A 17,756-nucleotide genomic window follows, 5' to 3' on the forward strand; every position below is an offset into this window, starting at 1 on the left:
CTAAATTCGGGCGTATCGTTACGAATGGGCTTAAATGGCCTCTTTGACGGTTTCTCTCTGTTTAAGTCATCTTATCTATAACCTTTCACCGTAGGCTTATGCCTGCGGTTTTTTTGTACACTTAGAAAGGGTGATGATGTCATGATGAATATCGTACGTGGTAGAAATTTGGTTAAGGAATGGCAGGGAAGGGTCTGCTTTGAACAGGTGGACATTGACATATATGAAGGAGAACGACTAGCACTATTCGGAAGCAACGGTGTTGGTAAAACATCATTACTTGAATTATTAGCTGGGGAGGAAGATCCTACTGAAGGTACCATTGAACGAGGACTTCCGTTGTCTCAGTGGGGCTTTATGAAACAAAATTCTGAGGCTTTGCTGGCCATGACTACACTAGAAGCGGCTCAGTATGATAGTACCGAATTATATCAGCTGAAGTCGAATATGAAGCGAATAGAAGAAGAACTTGGTCAGGATCCCGATGCCAATCCTATTTCACATGAGTCTTTGTTAGATGAATATGGAGGCTGGTTGGAACGCTATGAGCAACAGGATGGATTCAAATGGGAAGTAGATGTGGAGAAAATGCTGAATGTGCTTCACATTGGTGATGAATTATGGGGTATGCCATTCTGTCAATTAAGTGGTGGACAAAAAACGAGAGTTCGTCTTGCTTCATTACTTGTGCATTGTCCTCGATTTCTTATCCTAGATGAGCCAACGAACCATTTGGATGAGTCGAGTATATTATGGTTGGAGAATTGGTTGGTGCACTATGAGGGGACTGTATTATTCGTTTCTCATGATCGAACTTTTCTGGATCGTGTAGCTACGGGTGTATGTGAGCTGACGAGTCAGGGCTTGAAGAAATACAAAGGTGGATACAGTGATTATTCCCGTGAGAAAGATCGGGAAATCCGTGAACAAGAATCGTTGTATCGACAACAACAGTTAGCTAGGAAAGCGCTGGAGGAATCGATTCGTAGATACCAGGAATGGTTCAATAAAGCGGATCAATCGGCTTCGAAGCAAGAGATGCCAAGTGCCACCAGTTTCTATAAATCGAAGGCAAAGAAGAATATTTCTCGTTATCATGCGAAGCAAAAGGAAATGGAAAGGCTAGATGCGGAAAGTGTACAGAAGCCACGTAATGCTCCAAGTGTCAAAATGCAGTTAGAAGCAGAAGGGTTTGCTGCGCGTCATATGCTCCAATTGAACCAAGTCACATTTGGATTCAATGAGCATAAGCCTTTATTAGATCAGTTTGATCTTGTTCTATCACGGGGAGATCGCCTTGTGGTTCGTGGACCTAATGGTACGGGGAAATCAACGTTGTTACAATTGATGATGAGTAAGCTTACTCCTCTAGCCGGTGAGGTGCGACAGCATCCCAAATTGAAGGTAGGGTATTTCTCACAGGAGTTAGAAGGACTGAACATGGATCAAACACTGTTAGATAGCCTCCTTTATTTGCCTGAGATGACGGAGACAAATGCACGAACCATTCTGGGATGTTTTCTATTTTCTCGCGACAATGTCTTCAAAAGAATAGGGGATCTCAGCATGGGGGAAAGATGTAGAGCAGCCTTTGTACAGCTCTATTTTAGTGGGGCTAATCTACTTGTGCTGGATGAACCCACCAATTATCTGGATATCGCTACACGGGAAGTCATTGAAGATGCACTTCAGTCTTATTCAGGTGCCTTTGTCGTTGTGTCCCATGATCGCATGTTAGTACGTAAGTTGGCGAATCGCATATTAACCTTATCTGAGACCCAGAAACCTCAGTTATTTGAAGGATCTGTAGAGGAAGAAGAATTGCAGATCATGAGGCGTGGAGTAGGAATAAGTGGCGATTCATCTCAAGATAATGCAAGAATTGAGTTAGAATGGGCACTTGCAAAATTGCTTAGTGACGAGGGTGGAACAGACTTAGAGGAAATGGAACGTCTTCTTGCCATTCGGATGCTTCAGCAACAACTGAAAAGTCTCTAATAAGGGATGAGAAGACACAGATACCCTTCCTTATGGGACGGTGTACCCATTTTTCTTGCCAGTGGACACAAATATGCTATAATTAGTGAATAGAGTGTTATGAATGAAATGCCATGATGGAGTAAAGTAAGCAGTGCCTCTTTACAGGGAGGAAACGTCGTTTGATTGAGAGCGTTTCTACAGAAATAGGCTGCTGAAGTTCCCTCCGGAGCAGTTCCTTGAACTTGTCGTGTCCTGTGTAATTAGGATCTACAGCGATGATAAGTAGGGGATACCGGTTCACGATCCGTTACATCGTTTAAAGTGAGAATTGTATGTCTTGCTCAGCAGTGATGATAAGTTGCTGGAGAGTAAGTGACATGATTTCTAACAAGGGTGGTACCACGGTCTTTTCGTCCCTTTATCGGGAGGAAGGGCCTTTTTTGTTTAAAATCTAATATATATGGATGGATTAAGGGGGCTTGAATGGCTATGAAGGAAAGATTAGAAGCATTGAAGAATGAGGCACTAGCTCAGTTGCAAGTGGTAGATAGCCCTGAGAAGCTAAATGATCTACGTGTGAAGTACCTGGGAAAAAAGGGTGCACTAACTGAGATATTGCGTGGAATGGGCTCTTTAAGTGCAGAAGAAAGACCATTAATCGGGCAAGTCGGAAATGACGTGCGCGGAGCAATCGAGAACGTGATCGAAGCTAAACAGCATGCTTTTCAAAAAGAAGAGACAGAGAAACGACTTCAAGCTGAGAAAGTTGATGTTACGTTACCTGGGCGTGCTATGCCACAAGGGGCTATTCATCCTTTGAACAAGGTCATTCAAGATATTGAAGAAATATTTATCGGAATGGGCTACAGTATTGCGGAAGGTCCTGAAGTTGAAACGGATTATTTTAACTTTGAAGCACTTAACCTACCTAAGGATCATCCCGCTCGCGATATGCAGGATACCTTCTATATTACAGAAGAATTGTTGATGCGTACGCAGACTTCTCCGGTGCAAATGCGTACGATGCAGAGCATGAATGGTGAATCTCCTGTCAAAATCATTTGCCCAGGTAAAGTGTACCGTCGGGATGATGATGATGCGACACACTCCTTCCAGTTTAATCAGATCGAGGGGCTTGTGATCGGTGAGAATATCCGTATGAGCGATCTTAAAGGGACTTTACAACAGTTCGTTCAAGAAATGTTCGGTCCAAACACTCAGATTCGTCTTCGTCCAAGTTTCTTCCCGTTCACTGAGCCTAGTGCGGAAGTTGATGTAACGTGTGTGAAGTGTGGCGGAAATGGATGCCGTATGTGTAAACAAACAGGCTGGTTAGAGATTCTAGGATGCGGAATGGTACATCCGAAGGTATTGGAAATGGGTGGATATGACCCAGAGAAATACAGTGGCTTCGCATTTGGTATGGGTGTAGAACGTATTGCCATTTTGAAATATGGTATTGACGATATTCGTCATTTTTATAATAGTGATATGGCTTTCTTGAAGCAGTTCTCACGGATTTAATTCGCAAAAAAAGGAAGGGGATTGTCATGAAGATATCAACAGAATGGCTGAAGGATTACGTTACTATAGAGGACGTAACAGCTGAAGATTTAGCTGAACAAATTACACGTGCAGGTATAGAAATAGATGAGGTTGAGAATCGCAATAAAGGTGTAGATAAGATCGTTGTTGGGTATGTGGTAAGTAAGGAGAAACATCCGGATGCTGACAAATTGAATGTCTGTATCGTAAATGCTGGACAGGAAGAGGAATTACAAATCGTTTGTGGTGCGAAGAATGTAGATGCAGGACAGAAAGTCCCTGTCGCTCTTATCGGTGCTACCATGCCTGACGGTATGCAGATCAAGAAGGCGAAGCTTCGTGGCGTCGTATCTCAAGGAATGATCTGTTCAGCGAAAGAATTGGGATTGAATGAGAAATTACTTCCTAAAGCTCAAACGGAAGGAATACTTGTTCTACCAGAATCCGTAGAGATTGGGACTCCGATTAGTCATGTGCTTGGATTGAATGATGAAGTGCTTGATTTCGACCTGACGCCGAATCGCTCTGATTGTCTCAGTATGCGTGGTGCTGCATATGAAGTGGGTGCTATCTTAGGTCGTGAAGTAAATATTCCCGATCCACTAGACCACCTTATTGAAGTAAGTGATGCTGCAGCAGATCATATTTCAGTTCATATTAGTACACCTGAATATTGTAGTCACTATGCTGCTCGTTATATTTCTGGTATTACGATCACATCATCACCACAATGGATGCAGAATCGCTTAATGGCTGCGGGTATACGCCCCATTAACAATATCGTAGATATCACAAACTATGTGATGTTAGAATACGGTCAACCACTTCATGCTTTTGATGCGGATAAGTTGAACAATTGCGCTATAGATGTTCGCCTTGCTCAAGCAGGAGAAACGTTAATTACATTGGATGGTCAAGAACGTAAGTTAGAACCTCATATGTTACTTGTTACAGACGGAGTGAAGCCTATAGCGCTTGCTGGTGTTATGGGTGGAGCCAATTCTGAGGTGACTGAGCAGACGGTGAATATTTTGTTGGAATCAGCTCATTTTGATGGAGCTATTGTACGTAAAACCTCTCGCCAATTGGGCCTTCGTTCCGAAGCAAGTCTAAGATTTGAGAAGGAAGTCGATCGGGGTATCGTTGTTACTGCATTGAACAGAGCAGCATCTCTTATGGCTAGTCATGCAACGGGTACCATCCATCAAGGTATCGTTGAATCTGTCATTGAACCGGCACAAGAAGTAACGATTGCGTTACGCCTTGAGAAACTTAATCGCGTCTTAGGTACTGAACTATCCATGCTTGAAGTAAAAACGATATTTAACCGTCTTCACTTCGCATGTGCGGATACGGCTTCAGGTATGATTGATGTAAGAGTTCCTACTCGTCGAGGAGATATTACAAGTGACGTAGATCTTATGGAGGAAATCGCTCGGTTATACGGATATGACAACATTCCAACGACTCCTATTGAAGGACCGACGACCCCAGGGGCTTATACGAAGCCACAAGCGTTACGTCGTGAATTACGGAGATTGCTTACTCACGGAGGATGGCAAGAAATAATCAGTTATTCTTTTACACATCCTGATCAAACGGCAGTATTCCCAGCGTTAACAATGGGAAGTAAGCCTGTTAAATTAGCGATGCCGATGAGTGAGGAACGTAGTGTACTGCGTACAAGTATTATTCCTCAATTACTAGATGCTGCTACTTACAATGTAAACCGTAAGCACCCAGATCTAGCGTTGTTTGAGATCGGGCACGTCTTCTTCACAGAAGAAGAGAACTTAACCGTTCAGCCAAAAGAATTACCGGTAATGTCTTTATTACTTAGTGGGCTTAAGGGCCAAAAACAATGGAACGTTAATCCTGTGAAGGTTGACTTCTTTGATATCAAAGGAACACTTGAAACGTTGTTTAATCATCTTGGATTGCAAAATTGCATTTCCTATGTAGGAAATCAACCAGATGGGTACCATCCTGGTCGTTCTGCATCAATCTATTTAGACAATGGATCAGGCGTTAATGTATTGTTAGGTACCATTGGTCAAGTGCATCCACAATTGCAACATGATCGTGATCTGGAAGATGTCTACGTCGCAGAGATCTTGTTGCAACCGCTATTTGATAACACGAATTATGAAGTGAAATATCGTGATCTACCACGTTATCCTGCTGTTGAACGTGACATAGCCCTTGTCGTGGATAATGGTATAGAAGCGGGAGCATTACTGACAACGATTCGTGAAGCTGCTGGAGAGTTACTTCAGAACGTACAGGTGTTTGATGTGTTCACTGGAAGTAAATTAGGCGATAATAAGAAGAGTGTAGCGATCTCCCTTGTATATCGACATCAGGAACGGACTCTGACCGATGAAGAAATTACTTCATTACATGGTGAAGTTGTAACCGCCCTAGAACAAACTTTTACAGCTGAATTAAGAAAATAGAAGGAATTGAACACAGTCACATCGAATCCATAGAATTAAAGATTCGATGTGGCTTTTTTAGCAACTGAATCGATTCAATTTATACACTTAATTCTATGTTAATGAGACCTCTAAGAGTCGAACACATATGAAGGAGGGAACAACAGTGAATATACCCGATCGTAATCGCGTTACCGTGGAAATCTACGGGACTTCTTATAAACTTGTCGGAAGTAGTTCTGACTATATGAAAAAAATTGCGCAGTATGTTGATGAACGAATGAATTCCATATCTAAGAATCACTCTCGGCTCGATACACCTAAGATCGCGGTGCTCGCTGCTGTCCATATGGCTGAGGAAGCCATTCAAACTCAGGAAATTCGTAATGAATTAAAGATGCTTACTGGAGAGCGTAGCGAACTAAAAGCTGAGATCGGACAGCTGCAAGCAGACCGTGCTAAACAGAGTGAGAACTTATTGAAGCAACAGGAGGAGTCTGCTGTTGTTGTTAAGGAAAAAGAAGAGTTGCAGGCAGAACACACGCGTATACAAGCTGAACTACAGCAACAACTAGAGAATAATAAATCTTTACTTGATAAAGAAATACTCAGGAATCAGCATTTAACGAACAATCAAGTTACACAAGAGCAGAAGCACAAACAGTCTCTTCTGGAACTAGACAAGCAACTTGCTAATCTTCGAAACAATAACAATCAGCTCCAGAACAAATTGCGTACTAGTGAGAAGGAATTGAAGGTATCACAAGATGCGCAATCTCAATTGGGTGAACAACTGAAGCAATCGTTACAAAAAGAACAGGGTGCAAAGGCTGAACAACAATCTCTACAAACTCAAATCACGAAATTACATGATGAAATGAGCCAAATTAAGGATCATTTAGCGAAATCTGAGACAGCACGTCAATTGGCCCAGAACTCCCTCGAAGAGAATGGGATTACAACTCGTAACCTTGAAGCTGAAGTGGATAAGTTGTTGGCAGAAGTGAAGTCTTGGAAGATGCTTGCTGACATGAAAGCTGATGAAATCGTTGACTTGGAACAAATGTTATTAGAAGCAAATGAACAGAATGAGACACTTGAAGTCGGGTTGAAGTCGCTTCATGATGAATTGAGTGTACTGAAGGAGCAGTCTGAAGTCGATATTAATAAACGCCAGACAGCTGAGAATGAATTGTTACATCTCCAACAGCAGCATGAAGAAGTACAGGAAGTTTATCGTGAGATGGTCAGACGTGATGAAGAAACAAGATTAGAGAACTTGATGTTGTTAGAAGAGAAGGAAGAGAACGCAAGACTCTTGACAGAGCTACAGCATAAGATAGAAGGCGCTGATTCACGCGAAGCGGAACATCATCACTTGCTGGGGATCGCTCAAGAGTCTTTGAAAGAATGGGAAGAACGGTATGAAGAACTTGAACGCAAACAATCTTCATTGCTGGAAGAAGAACGGAAACTTCAGGCAGAATTGGATAATTGGCAACAAGAGATTGCTGCGACTGAGGAACAACGGGACGAGTTACGTGAAGAGAAGGAAGCTGTAGCTCAGGAGTTGCATACCATTGGAGAATCCTTTGAACTTGTAGCTCATCAATATCGTCTCCTACAGTTGGAACATGATATGCAGGTAGAGCAAGCTAGGCAACATCAGGAAGAACTCGCCAAGCTCAGTGAGGAATATGGGAAATTACAAAGTGAATACAATGAATGGATTGAACTGATTGAACAGGATCAAACCTAGAATATGAAGAATCCCCGCAATTCATGTGGAAGCGCGGGGATCCTAGCTTGTTTAGTCTACAATTATTTTAGAAGTCATGGTGGTGTGACCTGGACCACAGAATACGGAACAAATAACTTCGTATTCACCGGGCTTGTCTGGTGTAATAATTTGTGAAGGGTTTTCCTTGCTAAGTTCTATATCAAGTCCTGGAATGATAACGCCATGATTACCTTGCTCATTCTCGAAAACAATCTTAACGGCTTCACCTTGTTTGATATGATATTCTTTTTGGTCAAACGTATAATTTGATGCTTTAATGACGACTTCCTCGCTTGGAGCGACTCCGGTATCTGAAACCCCGCTATTGGATGATTTCGATGAGGAACTATTTTCTCCACATGCAGATAAGGTCATCAAAAGAACGCAACTAATAATAAAAACAAGTGCCTTTTTCATAATTCACCCTCCTATAACTCTAATATTGTGACAAATATAGTAATATCATACCTTATAGATAACATGTATGCACATGATGATTTGTAAAATTCGTGAACAAACCTATGACGATACATAGGTGAATTACTATGGTATAAATGAATAAATGGTCACAGGTAAGCCCCTGTTCCGTGAACAGGGGCTTACCTGATTAGGACTAAGAATAGACAGTCTATTCTTAATTAATGACGGTCACGACCAGCAGTATAAGGTGTGGCTACTGGAATGAAGAGGTCAATAATTCCAATGACAAGTGCCGCAAGTAAGGCACCAATCATGGTGACGTCGACTCCACTAACGATGAATTGGGCAATATAGATTACCACAGCACTCACCAGGAATCCGACAATACCTCGACCAAATGGATTGATTCGTTTGCCAAATATACCCTCGATGACCCAACTTAGCAAGGCAATGACTAGAGCAAGTACAAGTGCGCTCCAGAATCCACCGACCGAAAATTGTGGTACAATCCATCCCACAATCATTAACACTATCGCTGCTACAATGAACCTAACGACATGACCTAGGAAATGCATGTATTTCGCCTCCTTTACACATGATTAATGTGTGTTATGCAAGAGTTATTGTATTCATTTATCAGAAACTTATGTATGGATGTTCAAAATAGCGTATTTCAACTGGTTTCGTTATAATAAAAGTTAACATGGAAGGAAGTGAATATTCTTGGACGACAAAATTTTGCACACTCTAGAATATCGCAAGATTTTAAATAAATGTTCTGGTTATACCCAGACAAGCATGGGGAAACTGAGAGCAGAAGAACTTAAACCCGTTACGGATGTAGAGACTGTTAAACAACTCTTAAACGCTACCGATGAAGCATATACAGTAGATCGATTAAAGGGCACCCCTCCCTTCGGTGGAATAACTGATATTACAGCAGCAACGAAAAGAGCAGAACTTGGAGGGACATTGAATCCTCATGAGTTCCTTGCTATAAGTAATACTACTTACGGATCAAGAAGGATTAAACGATTTATTGCTAACATTCATGAGGATGAGCCTGTTAAGATCTTATTTACGCTCAGTGAAGGGATTTCAGAGCAGAAAGTACTTGAAGATGCTATCAAGATCTGTATAGATGAAAGTGCTGACGTGATGGATTCTGCTAGTTCAGAACTAGCTCAAGTTCGTAGAGAACTTCGATCAGGGGAAGTTCGTATTCGTGAGAAGCTTGATTCGATGATTCGTTCCTCAACGGTCTCTAAGATGCTTCAAGACCAGCTAGTTACCATTCGTGGAGATCGATTCGTAATTCCTGTAAAGGCAGAACATCGATCTTATTTCGGAGGGATCGTTCATGATCAATCCGGGTCAGGTGCTACATTATTCATTGAACCAGAAGTCATTGTGGCCATGAATAACAAATTACGTGAATTACGGATGAGAGAAGAACGTGAAATTGAAGTCATATTGCAGAAACTAACGGCGCTTGTTGGTGATCAAGCCGAGCTGTTATTGATAGATATAGATTTAGTTGGAGAACTGGATTTCATATTTGCGAAAGCACGTCTCGCACATGTGATGAAGGCAACTATGCCGAAGATGAATGATACTGGGTATCTGAAGTTGAAAAAAGGACGTCATCCCCTCATTCCGCTGGAGCAAGTTGTTCCAATTGATGTGGAATTAGGAGCTACACATACTTCTATTATCGTAACAGGCCCGAATACAGGCGGAAAAACAGTTACGTTAAAGACGATAGGACTTCTTAGTCTGATGGCTATGTCAGGCTTTTATGTTCCAGCAGAAGAGGGTAGTGAACTTAGTGTTTTCGATGCTATATTCGCTGATATCGGCGACGAACAAAGTATAGAACAAAATTTAAGTACCTTTTCTAGTCACATGACTAACATTATTCGTATCTTGAAGCAGATGACCCCTAAGAGTCTAATACTTTTAGATGAAGTAGGGGCTGGGACGGATCCTGCAGAAGGATCTGCGCTAGCTATATCTATTCTAGAACATATTCATCGCTTTGGATGTCGTATGGTGGCAACAACACATTACAGTGAGTTAAAAGCATATGCTTATGAACGAGAAGGCATTATCAACGCAAGTATGGAATTTGATGTCAACACACTGAGTCCGACTTATCGTCTGTTAATTGGTGTTCCCGGTAGAAGTAATGCGTTCGCCATTGGAGAACGGTTAGGATTACAGAAAAGTATATTGGACTTCGCTCGTGGCGAAGTGAAAGAGGAAGATATGCGCGTGGAGCATATGATTGCTTCCCTTGAAGATAATCGCCTACGTGCGGAGAAAGAACGTGAACAAGCGGAGATTCTTCGAATCGAAATGGAATCCCTAAAAAGCCAGCATCAACGAGAGTTGGAGAAGTTGGAACAACAACGTGACAAACTTTTGGAAAAAGCTGAACTTCAGGCCCAAGAAGTGATCGATAAGGCACGTTCAGAATCTGAACGCATTATATCTGAACTTCGAGAGCTCGCTATGAGTGAAGGAGCTTCGGTCAAAGAGCACAAGTTAATCGAGGCACGTAAACAACTTGAAGAAGCTGAGCCGAAGCAACGGAAGAAGGGACCTTCAAGGAATGCGGTTAAAGTTCGAACGATTGAACCTGGCGATGAAGTAAGAGTGTACAGCTTGAACCAAAAGGGACATGTTGTAGAACTAACAGGGACAAAAGAAGCGATGGTACAGTTAGGTATTATGAAAATGAAAGTTAGTCTGGACGATTTGGAACTCTTAAATGCTAATGTCAATCAATCGGATAAGCCCCAAAAGCAGAAGAATGTTACAATGGTTAAACGAACTCGAGATGACAATATTCGTACGGAACTAGATCTTCGCGGAGCCAACCTTGAAGAAGCGTTAATGGAAGTGGACCGTTTCATCGATGAAGCATTCTTGAGTAATTTAGGTCAAGTATATATTATTCATGGTAAGGGAACGGGGATCCTTCGTACAGGGATGCAGGAGTATCTTCGTAAACATAAACATGTTAAGAGCTATCGATTAGGTAATTATGGTGAAGGCGGAAATGGCGTCACTGTAGCTGAGTTGAATTAATTATTTTTAAGTTCAGTTGTGAGGAGCGTCATTCCTATGAAAAACTTGATACGTATTTTATTTGTGTGTGCTGTTATGTTTATAGTCGCTGGTATTGTTTATTTGAAGAATGCTTAGGAGGAAATTTTCATGGAAACTATAGTGTGCCCATGGTGTCAGACAGAAATTGTATGGGATGAAGAATTAGGCCCTGAAGAGGAATGTCCGCATTGCCAGAACGAACTGAATGAATATCGTACAATTAATATTGGTATTGATGAAGATGATGAGGAGTTTGATCCGGAAGAAACTACGCCATTACAATCCCCTCCTTCTGATAAAGATACAGGATCGATAGAGCCTTTCTGGGAAAGGGATGTTATTAGTGCCACCCCAGTCATTCGTGCACTTGATAAGTATGAAACAAGTCATGATTTGATGAATTATGAGGAAATGGTTGAGAAAGTGTTAGATGAACAGGAGGAAGTGCCTGAATGTCCTCACTGCCACGAATACATGCTGTTAGCAGGACAACAGCAAATGACTGATGGTGGCTTTCAACCTAGCTTAGTTAAAGCACTACAGTCTCCTGTGTTAAGCACACCATTTACACTTGATATGTACATTTGCCCGGGATGCTTCCATGTTCAGACAACGTTGTCTGAGGAAGACCGTTTAAGAATGGTTCAAGTTTTGAGTAAATAATATGTAATATAGGGACACTTTAATGATCTGAGAGAAACCCGGTTGGCATACTTGCCAATCGGGTTCTTCAATATCTGTCTTATTACGTTAATGCGTGTTCTGAAGGAGGCGAAGGTTTATTCGTCCGAGTTAAGGAGAATAATTCTAGATCTTCTGTTCGTGATTTTCCTATTATGACATCCGCTATGATATCGGCAGCAATCATACTATACACGGTACCATTGCCGCCATAACCTTCTAGAAAGTAACAGTGCGGATATTGTGGATGTGGACCAATCATGGGAATTCCGTCATGAGTTGATCCAAAGACAGCGCCCAAGAATAATCTATTTGTAAGGGGTCAATCTCAGGGAATAAATGCTCAGCTTGCCGTCACAATTTAATTAACACTCCTTTATAGAATTTGAACAATATATGAATTACACATAAAAAGAAGAGGTTGGGTGATACTATCCTTGTTAAAATATACTTACCCAGGAGGGACGACAGTCATGCCATCTACGCAGATGCAACCTTTAACTACTAAAGAACTTAATTACATTTCGGACTCTATTACCAACGAGAATTTACTGATTAAACAATGTGCAGCAACGGCTGCAGCGACGCAAAATGCAACCATTCAACAGGCGTGTTTAACTTATATTCATAGTCTGGATAAACACGTGGATCAACTTGTACAATCGCTCAAAGAACATCAGCAGCTAGCGCCAACACAAATGCAATAGTGTCTCAACATACTGATATTAGAGGAGGATCCTTACGTGAACACTCAGAATAATTCAACATTTATGGAAGATAAGGATTTGTTATATACCATTGTTGCGGATTTAAAAAGAACATCTAGAGAATATCTCACAGCTGCGACGGAATCGAACTGTTCTGCGGTACGCCAAATGTTTACGAGTCTGACGAATGATACGTTACGTTTACAAGGTGAGGTATTTACATTGATGCAGCAACAGACTCAGTATGAAGTACCATGTAAGGCATCACAGTCTGAATTAGACAAGCAGGTTCAAGCCTCTCAGAAGGCACAACAAAACTCCCGTCAATTCGTAACACAAAAAACAGGGAATAGTATCCAGAGTGGATATATTCCAAATGCTCAGCAACAAGCATCTCAATCTGGAAACTCCCAGTACATGTAAAAAATGTGGTAACGATGTATTACATGAATTAAATCCGTCTTTACGGGACTGTAAGCCCCGTGAGGCGGTTTTTTTCTATGCATAAACCTTAAAATATTGTAGTATATGTATTAATCTCTTTTACGCGGGTGTGTCATTTGTAATATTATCGGTGCCCACGAAAAGCAAGCACTGGAGGATAACTTATGAAGGAACTTAACGATCTGAACAAGAAGGTATTGGATCTTTTAAAAGAAGATGCAAGAATGTCACCGGCTTTATTAGCTACACTCACTGGTGTTAGTGAAGAGGAGATCAAAGCAGCGATCACCCAGCTTGAAAATGAGCACGTGATTGTGAAGTACTCTGCTGTTGTGAATTGGAGCAAGATTGAAGATGAGAAAGTAACCGCCTTAATAGAGGTACAAATTACACCTGAACGGGGACGCGGATTTGAGGGAATAGCAGAACGAATTTATTTATACCCTCAAGTGAAATCAGTGTATTTAATGTCTGGTGCTTACGATTTACTTGTAGAAGTAGAAGGGCATAACTTAAGAGAAGTAGCAAACTTTGTCTCTGAGAAGTTATCTCCGATCGATTCCGTACTTTCAACAAAGACGAACTTTATTCTAAAAAAATATAAGCAAGATGGAATTATTCTCGAGGATCATGAAGAAGATAATCGCCTCATGATATCACCATGAAGGAGGAAATATGATGGTCTTGAATGAAGGGCGTGCAGCAGAACAGAAGAAGTCAATGGAATCCTATTTAGCGCCACTCGTTAGAGAGATCGCTCCTTCAGGCATTCGAAAGTTTTTCGACCTTGTATCTGCCAATAAGGATATCATTACGCTTGGTGTAGGTGAGCCTGACTTCGTTACACCATGGCATGTACGTGAAGCATGTGTGTATTCTTTAGAACGAGGACGTACAGGTTATACTTCGAATGCGGGAATGCCTGAGCTTCGCGAAGCGATAGGTCAATATTTAAATGACAATTTTCAAACCACATACGACCCAGCGAAAGAGATTCTAGTGACAGTAGGCGGGAGTGAAGCGATTGATTTAGCACTTCGTGCACTGATCGTACCGGGTGATGAGATCCTTATCCCTGAACCATGTTATGTATCCTATTCCCCAATCACCTCCATAGGAGGCGGAATTCCAGTTGGGATCGAGACAACATCTGTTAATGGCTTTAAATTAACTGCTGAAGCTTTGGAGGCAAAGATCACTTCCAAATCAAAAGTCTTGATATTATGTTACCCTAGTAATCCCACGGGAGCGATCATGACTTACGAAGATTGGCTTCCTGTTGCAAAAGTAATTGAAAAACATGATTTGATCGTTATTTCGGACGAAATTTACGCAGAATTAACCTATGGGGATAAGCATGTTAGCTTCGCCTCTATTCCTGGAATGAAAGATCGAACTGTGCTTGTGAGTGGCTTCTCCAAAGCATTTGCTATGACAGGTTGGCGCATGGGGTATGCATGTGCACATGAAGATCTCATTTCGGCGATGTTAAAGATTCATCAGTACACAGTGATGTGTGCACCTGTTATGGGTCAAGTTGCTGCTCTAGAAGCTCTAACGAATGGTTTAGAAGAAAAAGACCGAATGATAGAATCTTATAATCAGCGTAGACGTTTAATCGTACAAGGCCTACGTGACGTTGGGCTTGATTGTCACGAACCACAGGGTGCTTTTTACGCGTTCCCAAGTATTCAATGTACGGGAATGTCATCGGATGATTTTGCTCATAGGTTACTAGTAGAAGCTAGGGTAGCTGCTGTTCCGGGTAATGCTTTTGGTCTCGGTGGTGAAGGGTTTCTTCGCTGTTCATATGCCACATCAGTAGCTCAACTATCTGAGGCTCTTGAAAGAGTAGGGAGTTTTGTGGAAAAATTGAAAAAAGGATAAAATTGATGAAAATCAGTATTTTTTGAATTTTTAACAATATATTCACTTTTATTTTTAGTTTAATATGTTATAATTTGTATTTAGGAGCAGAAATGAACTATCTAAGGAGGGATTCGATTTGTTTTGTGCTGATTATGATCTGCCCACATATCGCGGAGGCTATATTGCTGAAGGCAAACGTGGTAAATGGTCAAGCAAAACGATTGACTCTTTGAATAGAGAGTTTACGTTGGAAGATGAAATCCAGATGCTCAGAGCTAAGATGGAGCAAATATTTGTTGAAGAACAATCATTTACTTCTGAAGTTGTTATAGAAATTAGTAGCTTACTAGATTTAAAAATCAATGAATATATGAAAACATTCCCTAGCAAAAAATAATATGATCAATAAACGGAGGCTCGTCATGACGAGCCTTCTTTTTATATGTTCAGTTTTTATGATATATTGGGTTCATAAGTGATTGGGGGATTAACATTGAAATTTATAGGTCGATGGCTTCTTATTTGTTCCAGTATTGTCATGTTAGCAGGGTGCGGGAAAGATGAGGCAGGGGTCTCTATTTTTATAACGGATAATGTTGTTGACGCAACCAACATTCGTGAACCCTTAGAAAAGAGTTTACAAGAGAAGGTTGGAGAGGACCTTAAGGTAAAAATCTCAACTGCTGGAATATATAATGAGCAGAAAATATTGATAGAATATGCAGCTCGAGAACATGAGATTATTATTTTACCTGAAGGTGTCACGAAAGTTTATGCACAGCAGGGAACACATATCGCACTTGATCCCTATTTTGATTCTGCCACATATCCAACAGGTTTTTTTGAGGGTGGCGTAACGGATGAGGATACAGATGAAGTGATACAAGAGAAACATTTATTTGCCATTCCTATTTCTGAAATGAAAGTATTTCAAGATTTGGGGTATACCACAGAGGGGATGTTAGCTACCATTCCCATATCCACGGATTCCGTGGAAGATTCGGTTAAAGTGCTGAAGGCTATGATCGGGGAGTAAATCAAGGAGTAACGCTCGAAAAACTAGGCGTATGCTTCCGATGCAAGTTTTTGGAACGGAGAATAATCGGAGAAGCACAGCTCTCCAAAAACTAAGCGTATGCTTTCGAAGTGATTTTTTGACGTAGTAAATCAAGGAGTAACGCCCCAAAAAATTTTAGGAGGATTCCAAATGAAAGTATACACACGGACGGGTGACAAGGGTGAGACTTCGGTCATCGGAGGTCGCGTGATCAAAGATGATAACCAAGTGGAAGCCTATGGAACGATAGATGAGCTAAATAGTTATGTAGGGCAAGTGATTAGCCTTATGGATCAAGAGACTTTTAGTGACCTTAAGGAACAATTATTGGAGATTCAACATGAGCTATTTGACTGTGGGTCCGATTTAGCGTTTGTTAATCTTAGTGTAGATAAGTATAAAGTGACGGGCGATATGGTAGAGCGATTGGAACTTTGGCTGGATACTTGCGAGCAGGAAAATCCGCCATTGGAGCGTTTTATTCTGCCAGGTGGAGACATCATTTCTTCTAATCTCCATGTGTGTCGTACGGTGTGTCGTAGGGCAGAACGAAGAACGGTTACTCTGGGTAAGGAAAAGGACATTAATCCAGATGTGTGCAAATATTTAAACCGCTTATCTGATTATTTCTTCGTCATTGCAAGAACGGTGAATGCTCGTAAAGGAGTAGCAGACATCGAATATGTACGTAGTCAAAAGGTGTTTAAATCAGGCAAATGAACCAATATTATAACCCCATTACATACGTTGTTCCAGTCGAAGAAGACGGCTGGATTCTGAAGACAATCTTACAGAAAAGAATGAATATTTCCCGAAAACTGGTATCACGTCTGAAACAGACCGAGGAAGGAATCATGCTTAATGGTGAGAGAGTGTATATTAGCGTGCCTGTAAGGAATGGAGATCGAGTCGAAATTCGGATGGAGCAGGAGTCTTCAGAAGATATTTTACCTCAGCCCATTCCTTTTGATATTTTATATGAAGATGATCATTTATTGGTCGTTAATAAGGAATCTGGCAGGATCGTACATCCTACACACGGTCATTACACCAACACATTGGCTAACGGAGTAGTCTATTATTGGATTGAACAAGGGAAAAGGTATCGTTTTCGACCCGTTCATCGGCTTGATCAAGAGACTACAGGAGTCCTAGTTATTGCTAAGAATCCTTACGTGCATCAACATATCTCTGAGCAAATGAGCCAGGGGAAGGTCGATAAGAAATACATTGCAATTGTCCATGGTGTGCCTAATCCCTCTGAAGGTGTGGTAGATGGACCTATTGATAGAGATCCCTTGGAACCTCACCGTCGAATAGTAACACCAACAGGATATAGTTCGCTGACACGATACTGGTTACTAGAACGATATCACGATGCGAGCATGCTACAATTAAAATTAGAGACGGGCAGAACGCATCAGATCCGTGTGCATATGACATCAATAGGTTGCCCATTAATTGGTGATTCATTTTACCGACATCCTGTCTATCATGAGATGGATGTAGATCGTGCTATAACTGAAATAGAGGACCCTACGATTGCTGAGAATGCGGTAGTTAGACTTGATCAATTGATGGGACGTCAAGCATTGCACGCATCAGAATTATCATTTGTCCATCCGATTCTACATGAGATGATGACTTTTACTGCACCACTCCCTTTCGATATGGAGACCCTTCGTAATCAACTAATACAACATCCAATAGAGGAGGAAGAATAA

16 protein-coding genes and 1 pseudogene are annotated in these 17,756 nt (G+C 41.3%); 14 read left to right on the forward strand and 3 right to left on the reverse strand.

Going from position 1 to position 17,756, the window contains the following annotated elements:
• The first annotated feature begins 141 nt into the window (after positions 1 to 141).
• The 4 genes from abc-f to zapA all read left to right on the forward strand — a co-directional run bounded on the left by abc-f (position 142) and on the right by zapA (position 7,719).
• The gene (gene abc-f, locus AC1D69_RS05095) at positions 142 to 1,998 is read left to right on the forward strand and encodes a ribosomal protection-like ABC-F family protein (protein WP_495455059.1); all 1,857 of its coding nucleotides are present in this window, start codon (positions 142 to 144) and stop codon (positions 1,996 to 1,998) included.
• A gap of 471 nt (positions 1,999 to 2,469) precedes the next feature.
• Entirely contained in the window at positions 2,470 to 3,504 is a 1,035-nt protein-coding gene (gene pheS / locus AC1D69_RS05100; RefSeq protein ID WP_495455060.1) for a phenylalanine--tRNA ligase subunit alpha, read from the forward strand.
• Positions 3,505 to 3,530: 26 nt separating this feature from the next.
• Positions 3,531 to 5,981 (forward strand): phenylalanine--tRNA ligase subunit beta, encoded by a 2,451-nt coding sequence (gene pheT, locus AC1D69_RS05105; protein WP_495455061.1) that lies wholly within the window; start codon positions 3,531 to 3,533, stop codon positions 5,979 to 5,981.
• Between the two features lie 145 nt (positions 5,982 to 6,126).
• The gene (gene zapA, locus AC1D69_RS05110) at positions 6,127 to 7,719 is read left to right on the forward strand and encodes a cell division protein ZapA (RefSeq protein WP_495455062.1); all 1,593 of its coding nucleotides are present in this window, start codon (positions 6,127 to 6,129) and stop codon (positions 7,717 to 7,719) included.
• 51 nt (positions 7,720 to 7,770) lie between these two features.
• Here the strand turns inward: zapA and AC1D69_RS05115 are convergent, their stop codons facing one another.
• A complete protein-coding gene (locus tag AC1D69_RS05115; protein WP_495455063.1) occupies positions 7,771 to 8,157 on the reverse strand; it encodes a cupredoxin domain-containing protein in 387 nt (128 codons plus the stop codon).
• Between the two features lie 221 nt (positions 8,158 to 8,378).
• On the reverse strand, positions 8,379 to 8,735 hold the full coding sequence (locus AC1D69_RS05120) for a phage holin family protein (RefSeq protein WP_495455064.1): 357 nt from the start codon (positions 8,733 to 8,735) through the stop codon (positions 8,379 to 8,381).
• 148 nt (positions 8,736 to 8,883) lie between these two features.
• Between AC1D69_RS05120 and AC1D69_RS05125 the strand changes: the two genes are divergently transcribed.
• The gene (locus AC1D69_RS05125; protein ID WP_495455065.1) at positions 8,884 to 11,253 is read left to right on the forward strand and encodes an endonuclease MutS2; all 2,370 of its coding nucleotides are present in this window, start codon (positions 8,884 to 8,886) and stop codon (positions 11,251 to 11,253) included.
• 129 nt (positions 11,254 to 11,382) lie between these two features.
• Positions 11,383 to 11,937, forward strand: a complete 555-nt coding sequence (locus AC1D69_RS05130; RefSeq protein ID WP_495455066.1) for a hypothetical protein — start codon at positions 11,383 to 11,385, stop codon at positions 11,935 to 11,937.
• A gap of 82 nt (positions 11,938 to 12,019) precedes the next feature.
• Here the strand turns inward: AC1D69_RS05130 and AC1D69_RS05135 are convergent.
• Positions 12,020 to 12,300: pseudogene (locus AC1D69_RS05135) on the reverse strand (NAD(P)/FAD-dependent oxidoreductase); the annotation flags it as partial.
• Between the two features lie 128 nt (positions 12,301 to 12,428).
• Here AC1D69_RS05135 and AC1D69_RS05140 point away from each other — a divergent pair.
• From AC1D69_RS05140 to AC1D69_RS05175, 8 genes are all read left to right on the forward strand, one after another.
• A complete protein-coding gene (locus AC1D69_RS05140) occupies positions 12,429 to 12,662 on the forward strand; it encodes a hypothetical protein (RefSeq protein ID WP_495455067.1) in 234 nt (77 codons plus the stop codon).
• A 36-nt stretch (positions 12,663 to 12,698) separates the two neighbouring features.
• Positions 12,699 to 13,085, forward strand: coding sequence for a spore coat protein (locus AC1D69_RS05145; protein WP_495455068.1), 387 nt, complete (start codon positions 12,699 to 12,701; stop codon positions 13,083 to 13,085).
• Positions 13,086 to 13,270: 185 nt separating this feature from the next.
• A complete protein-coding gene (locus AC1D69_RS05150; RefSeq protein ID WP_495455069.1) occupies positions 13,271 to 13,771 on the forward strand; it encodes an Lrp/AsnC family transcriptional regulator in 501 nt (166 codons plus the stop codon).
• Between the two features lie 13 nt (positions 13,772 to 13,784).
• On the forward strand, positions 13,785 to 14,993 hold the full coding sequence (locus AC1D69_RS05155) for an aminotransferase class I/II-fold pyridoxal phosphate-dependent enzyme (RefSeq protein ID WP_495455297.1): 1,209 nt from the start codon (positions 13,785 to 13,787) through the stop codon (positions 14,991 to 14,993).
• A 118-nt stretch (positions 14,994 to 15,111) separates the two neighbouring features.
• Positions 15,112 to 15,372, forward strand: a complete 261-nt coding sequence (locus AC1D69_RS05160) for an aspartyl-phosphate phosphatase Spo0E family protein (protein ID WP_495455070.1) — start codon at positions 15,112 to 15,114, stop codon at positions 15,370 to 15,372.
• A 96-nt stretch (positions 15,373 to 15,468) separates the two neighbouring features.
• Positions 15,469 to 16,011 carry a hypothetical protein gene (locus AC1D69_RS05165; RefSeq protein ID WP_495455071.1) on the forward strand — a complete coding sequence of 181 codons (543 nt, stop codon included), beginning with the start codon at positions 15,469 to 15,471 and terminating at the stop codon, positions 16,009 to 16,011.
• Positions 16,012 to 16,182: 171 nt separating this feature from the next.
• Positions 16,183 to 16,752, forward strand: coding sequence for a cob(I)yrinic acid a,c-diamide adenosyltransferase (locus AC1D69_RS05170; protein WP_495455072.1), 570 nt, complete (start codon positions 16,183 to 16,185; stop codon positions 16,750 to 16,752).
• Positions 16,749 to 17,756 (forward strand): RluA family pseudouridine synthase, encoded by a 1,008-nt coding sequence (locus AC1D69_RS05175; RefSeq protein ID WP_495455073.1) that lies wholly within the window; start codon positions 16,749 to 16,751, stop codon positions 17,754 to 17,756. The genes AC1D69_RS05170 and AC1D69_RS05175 overlap by 4 nt, the downstream gene beginning before the upstream one ends.

The organism is Paenibacillus sp. Y301, assembly GCF_059445505.1.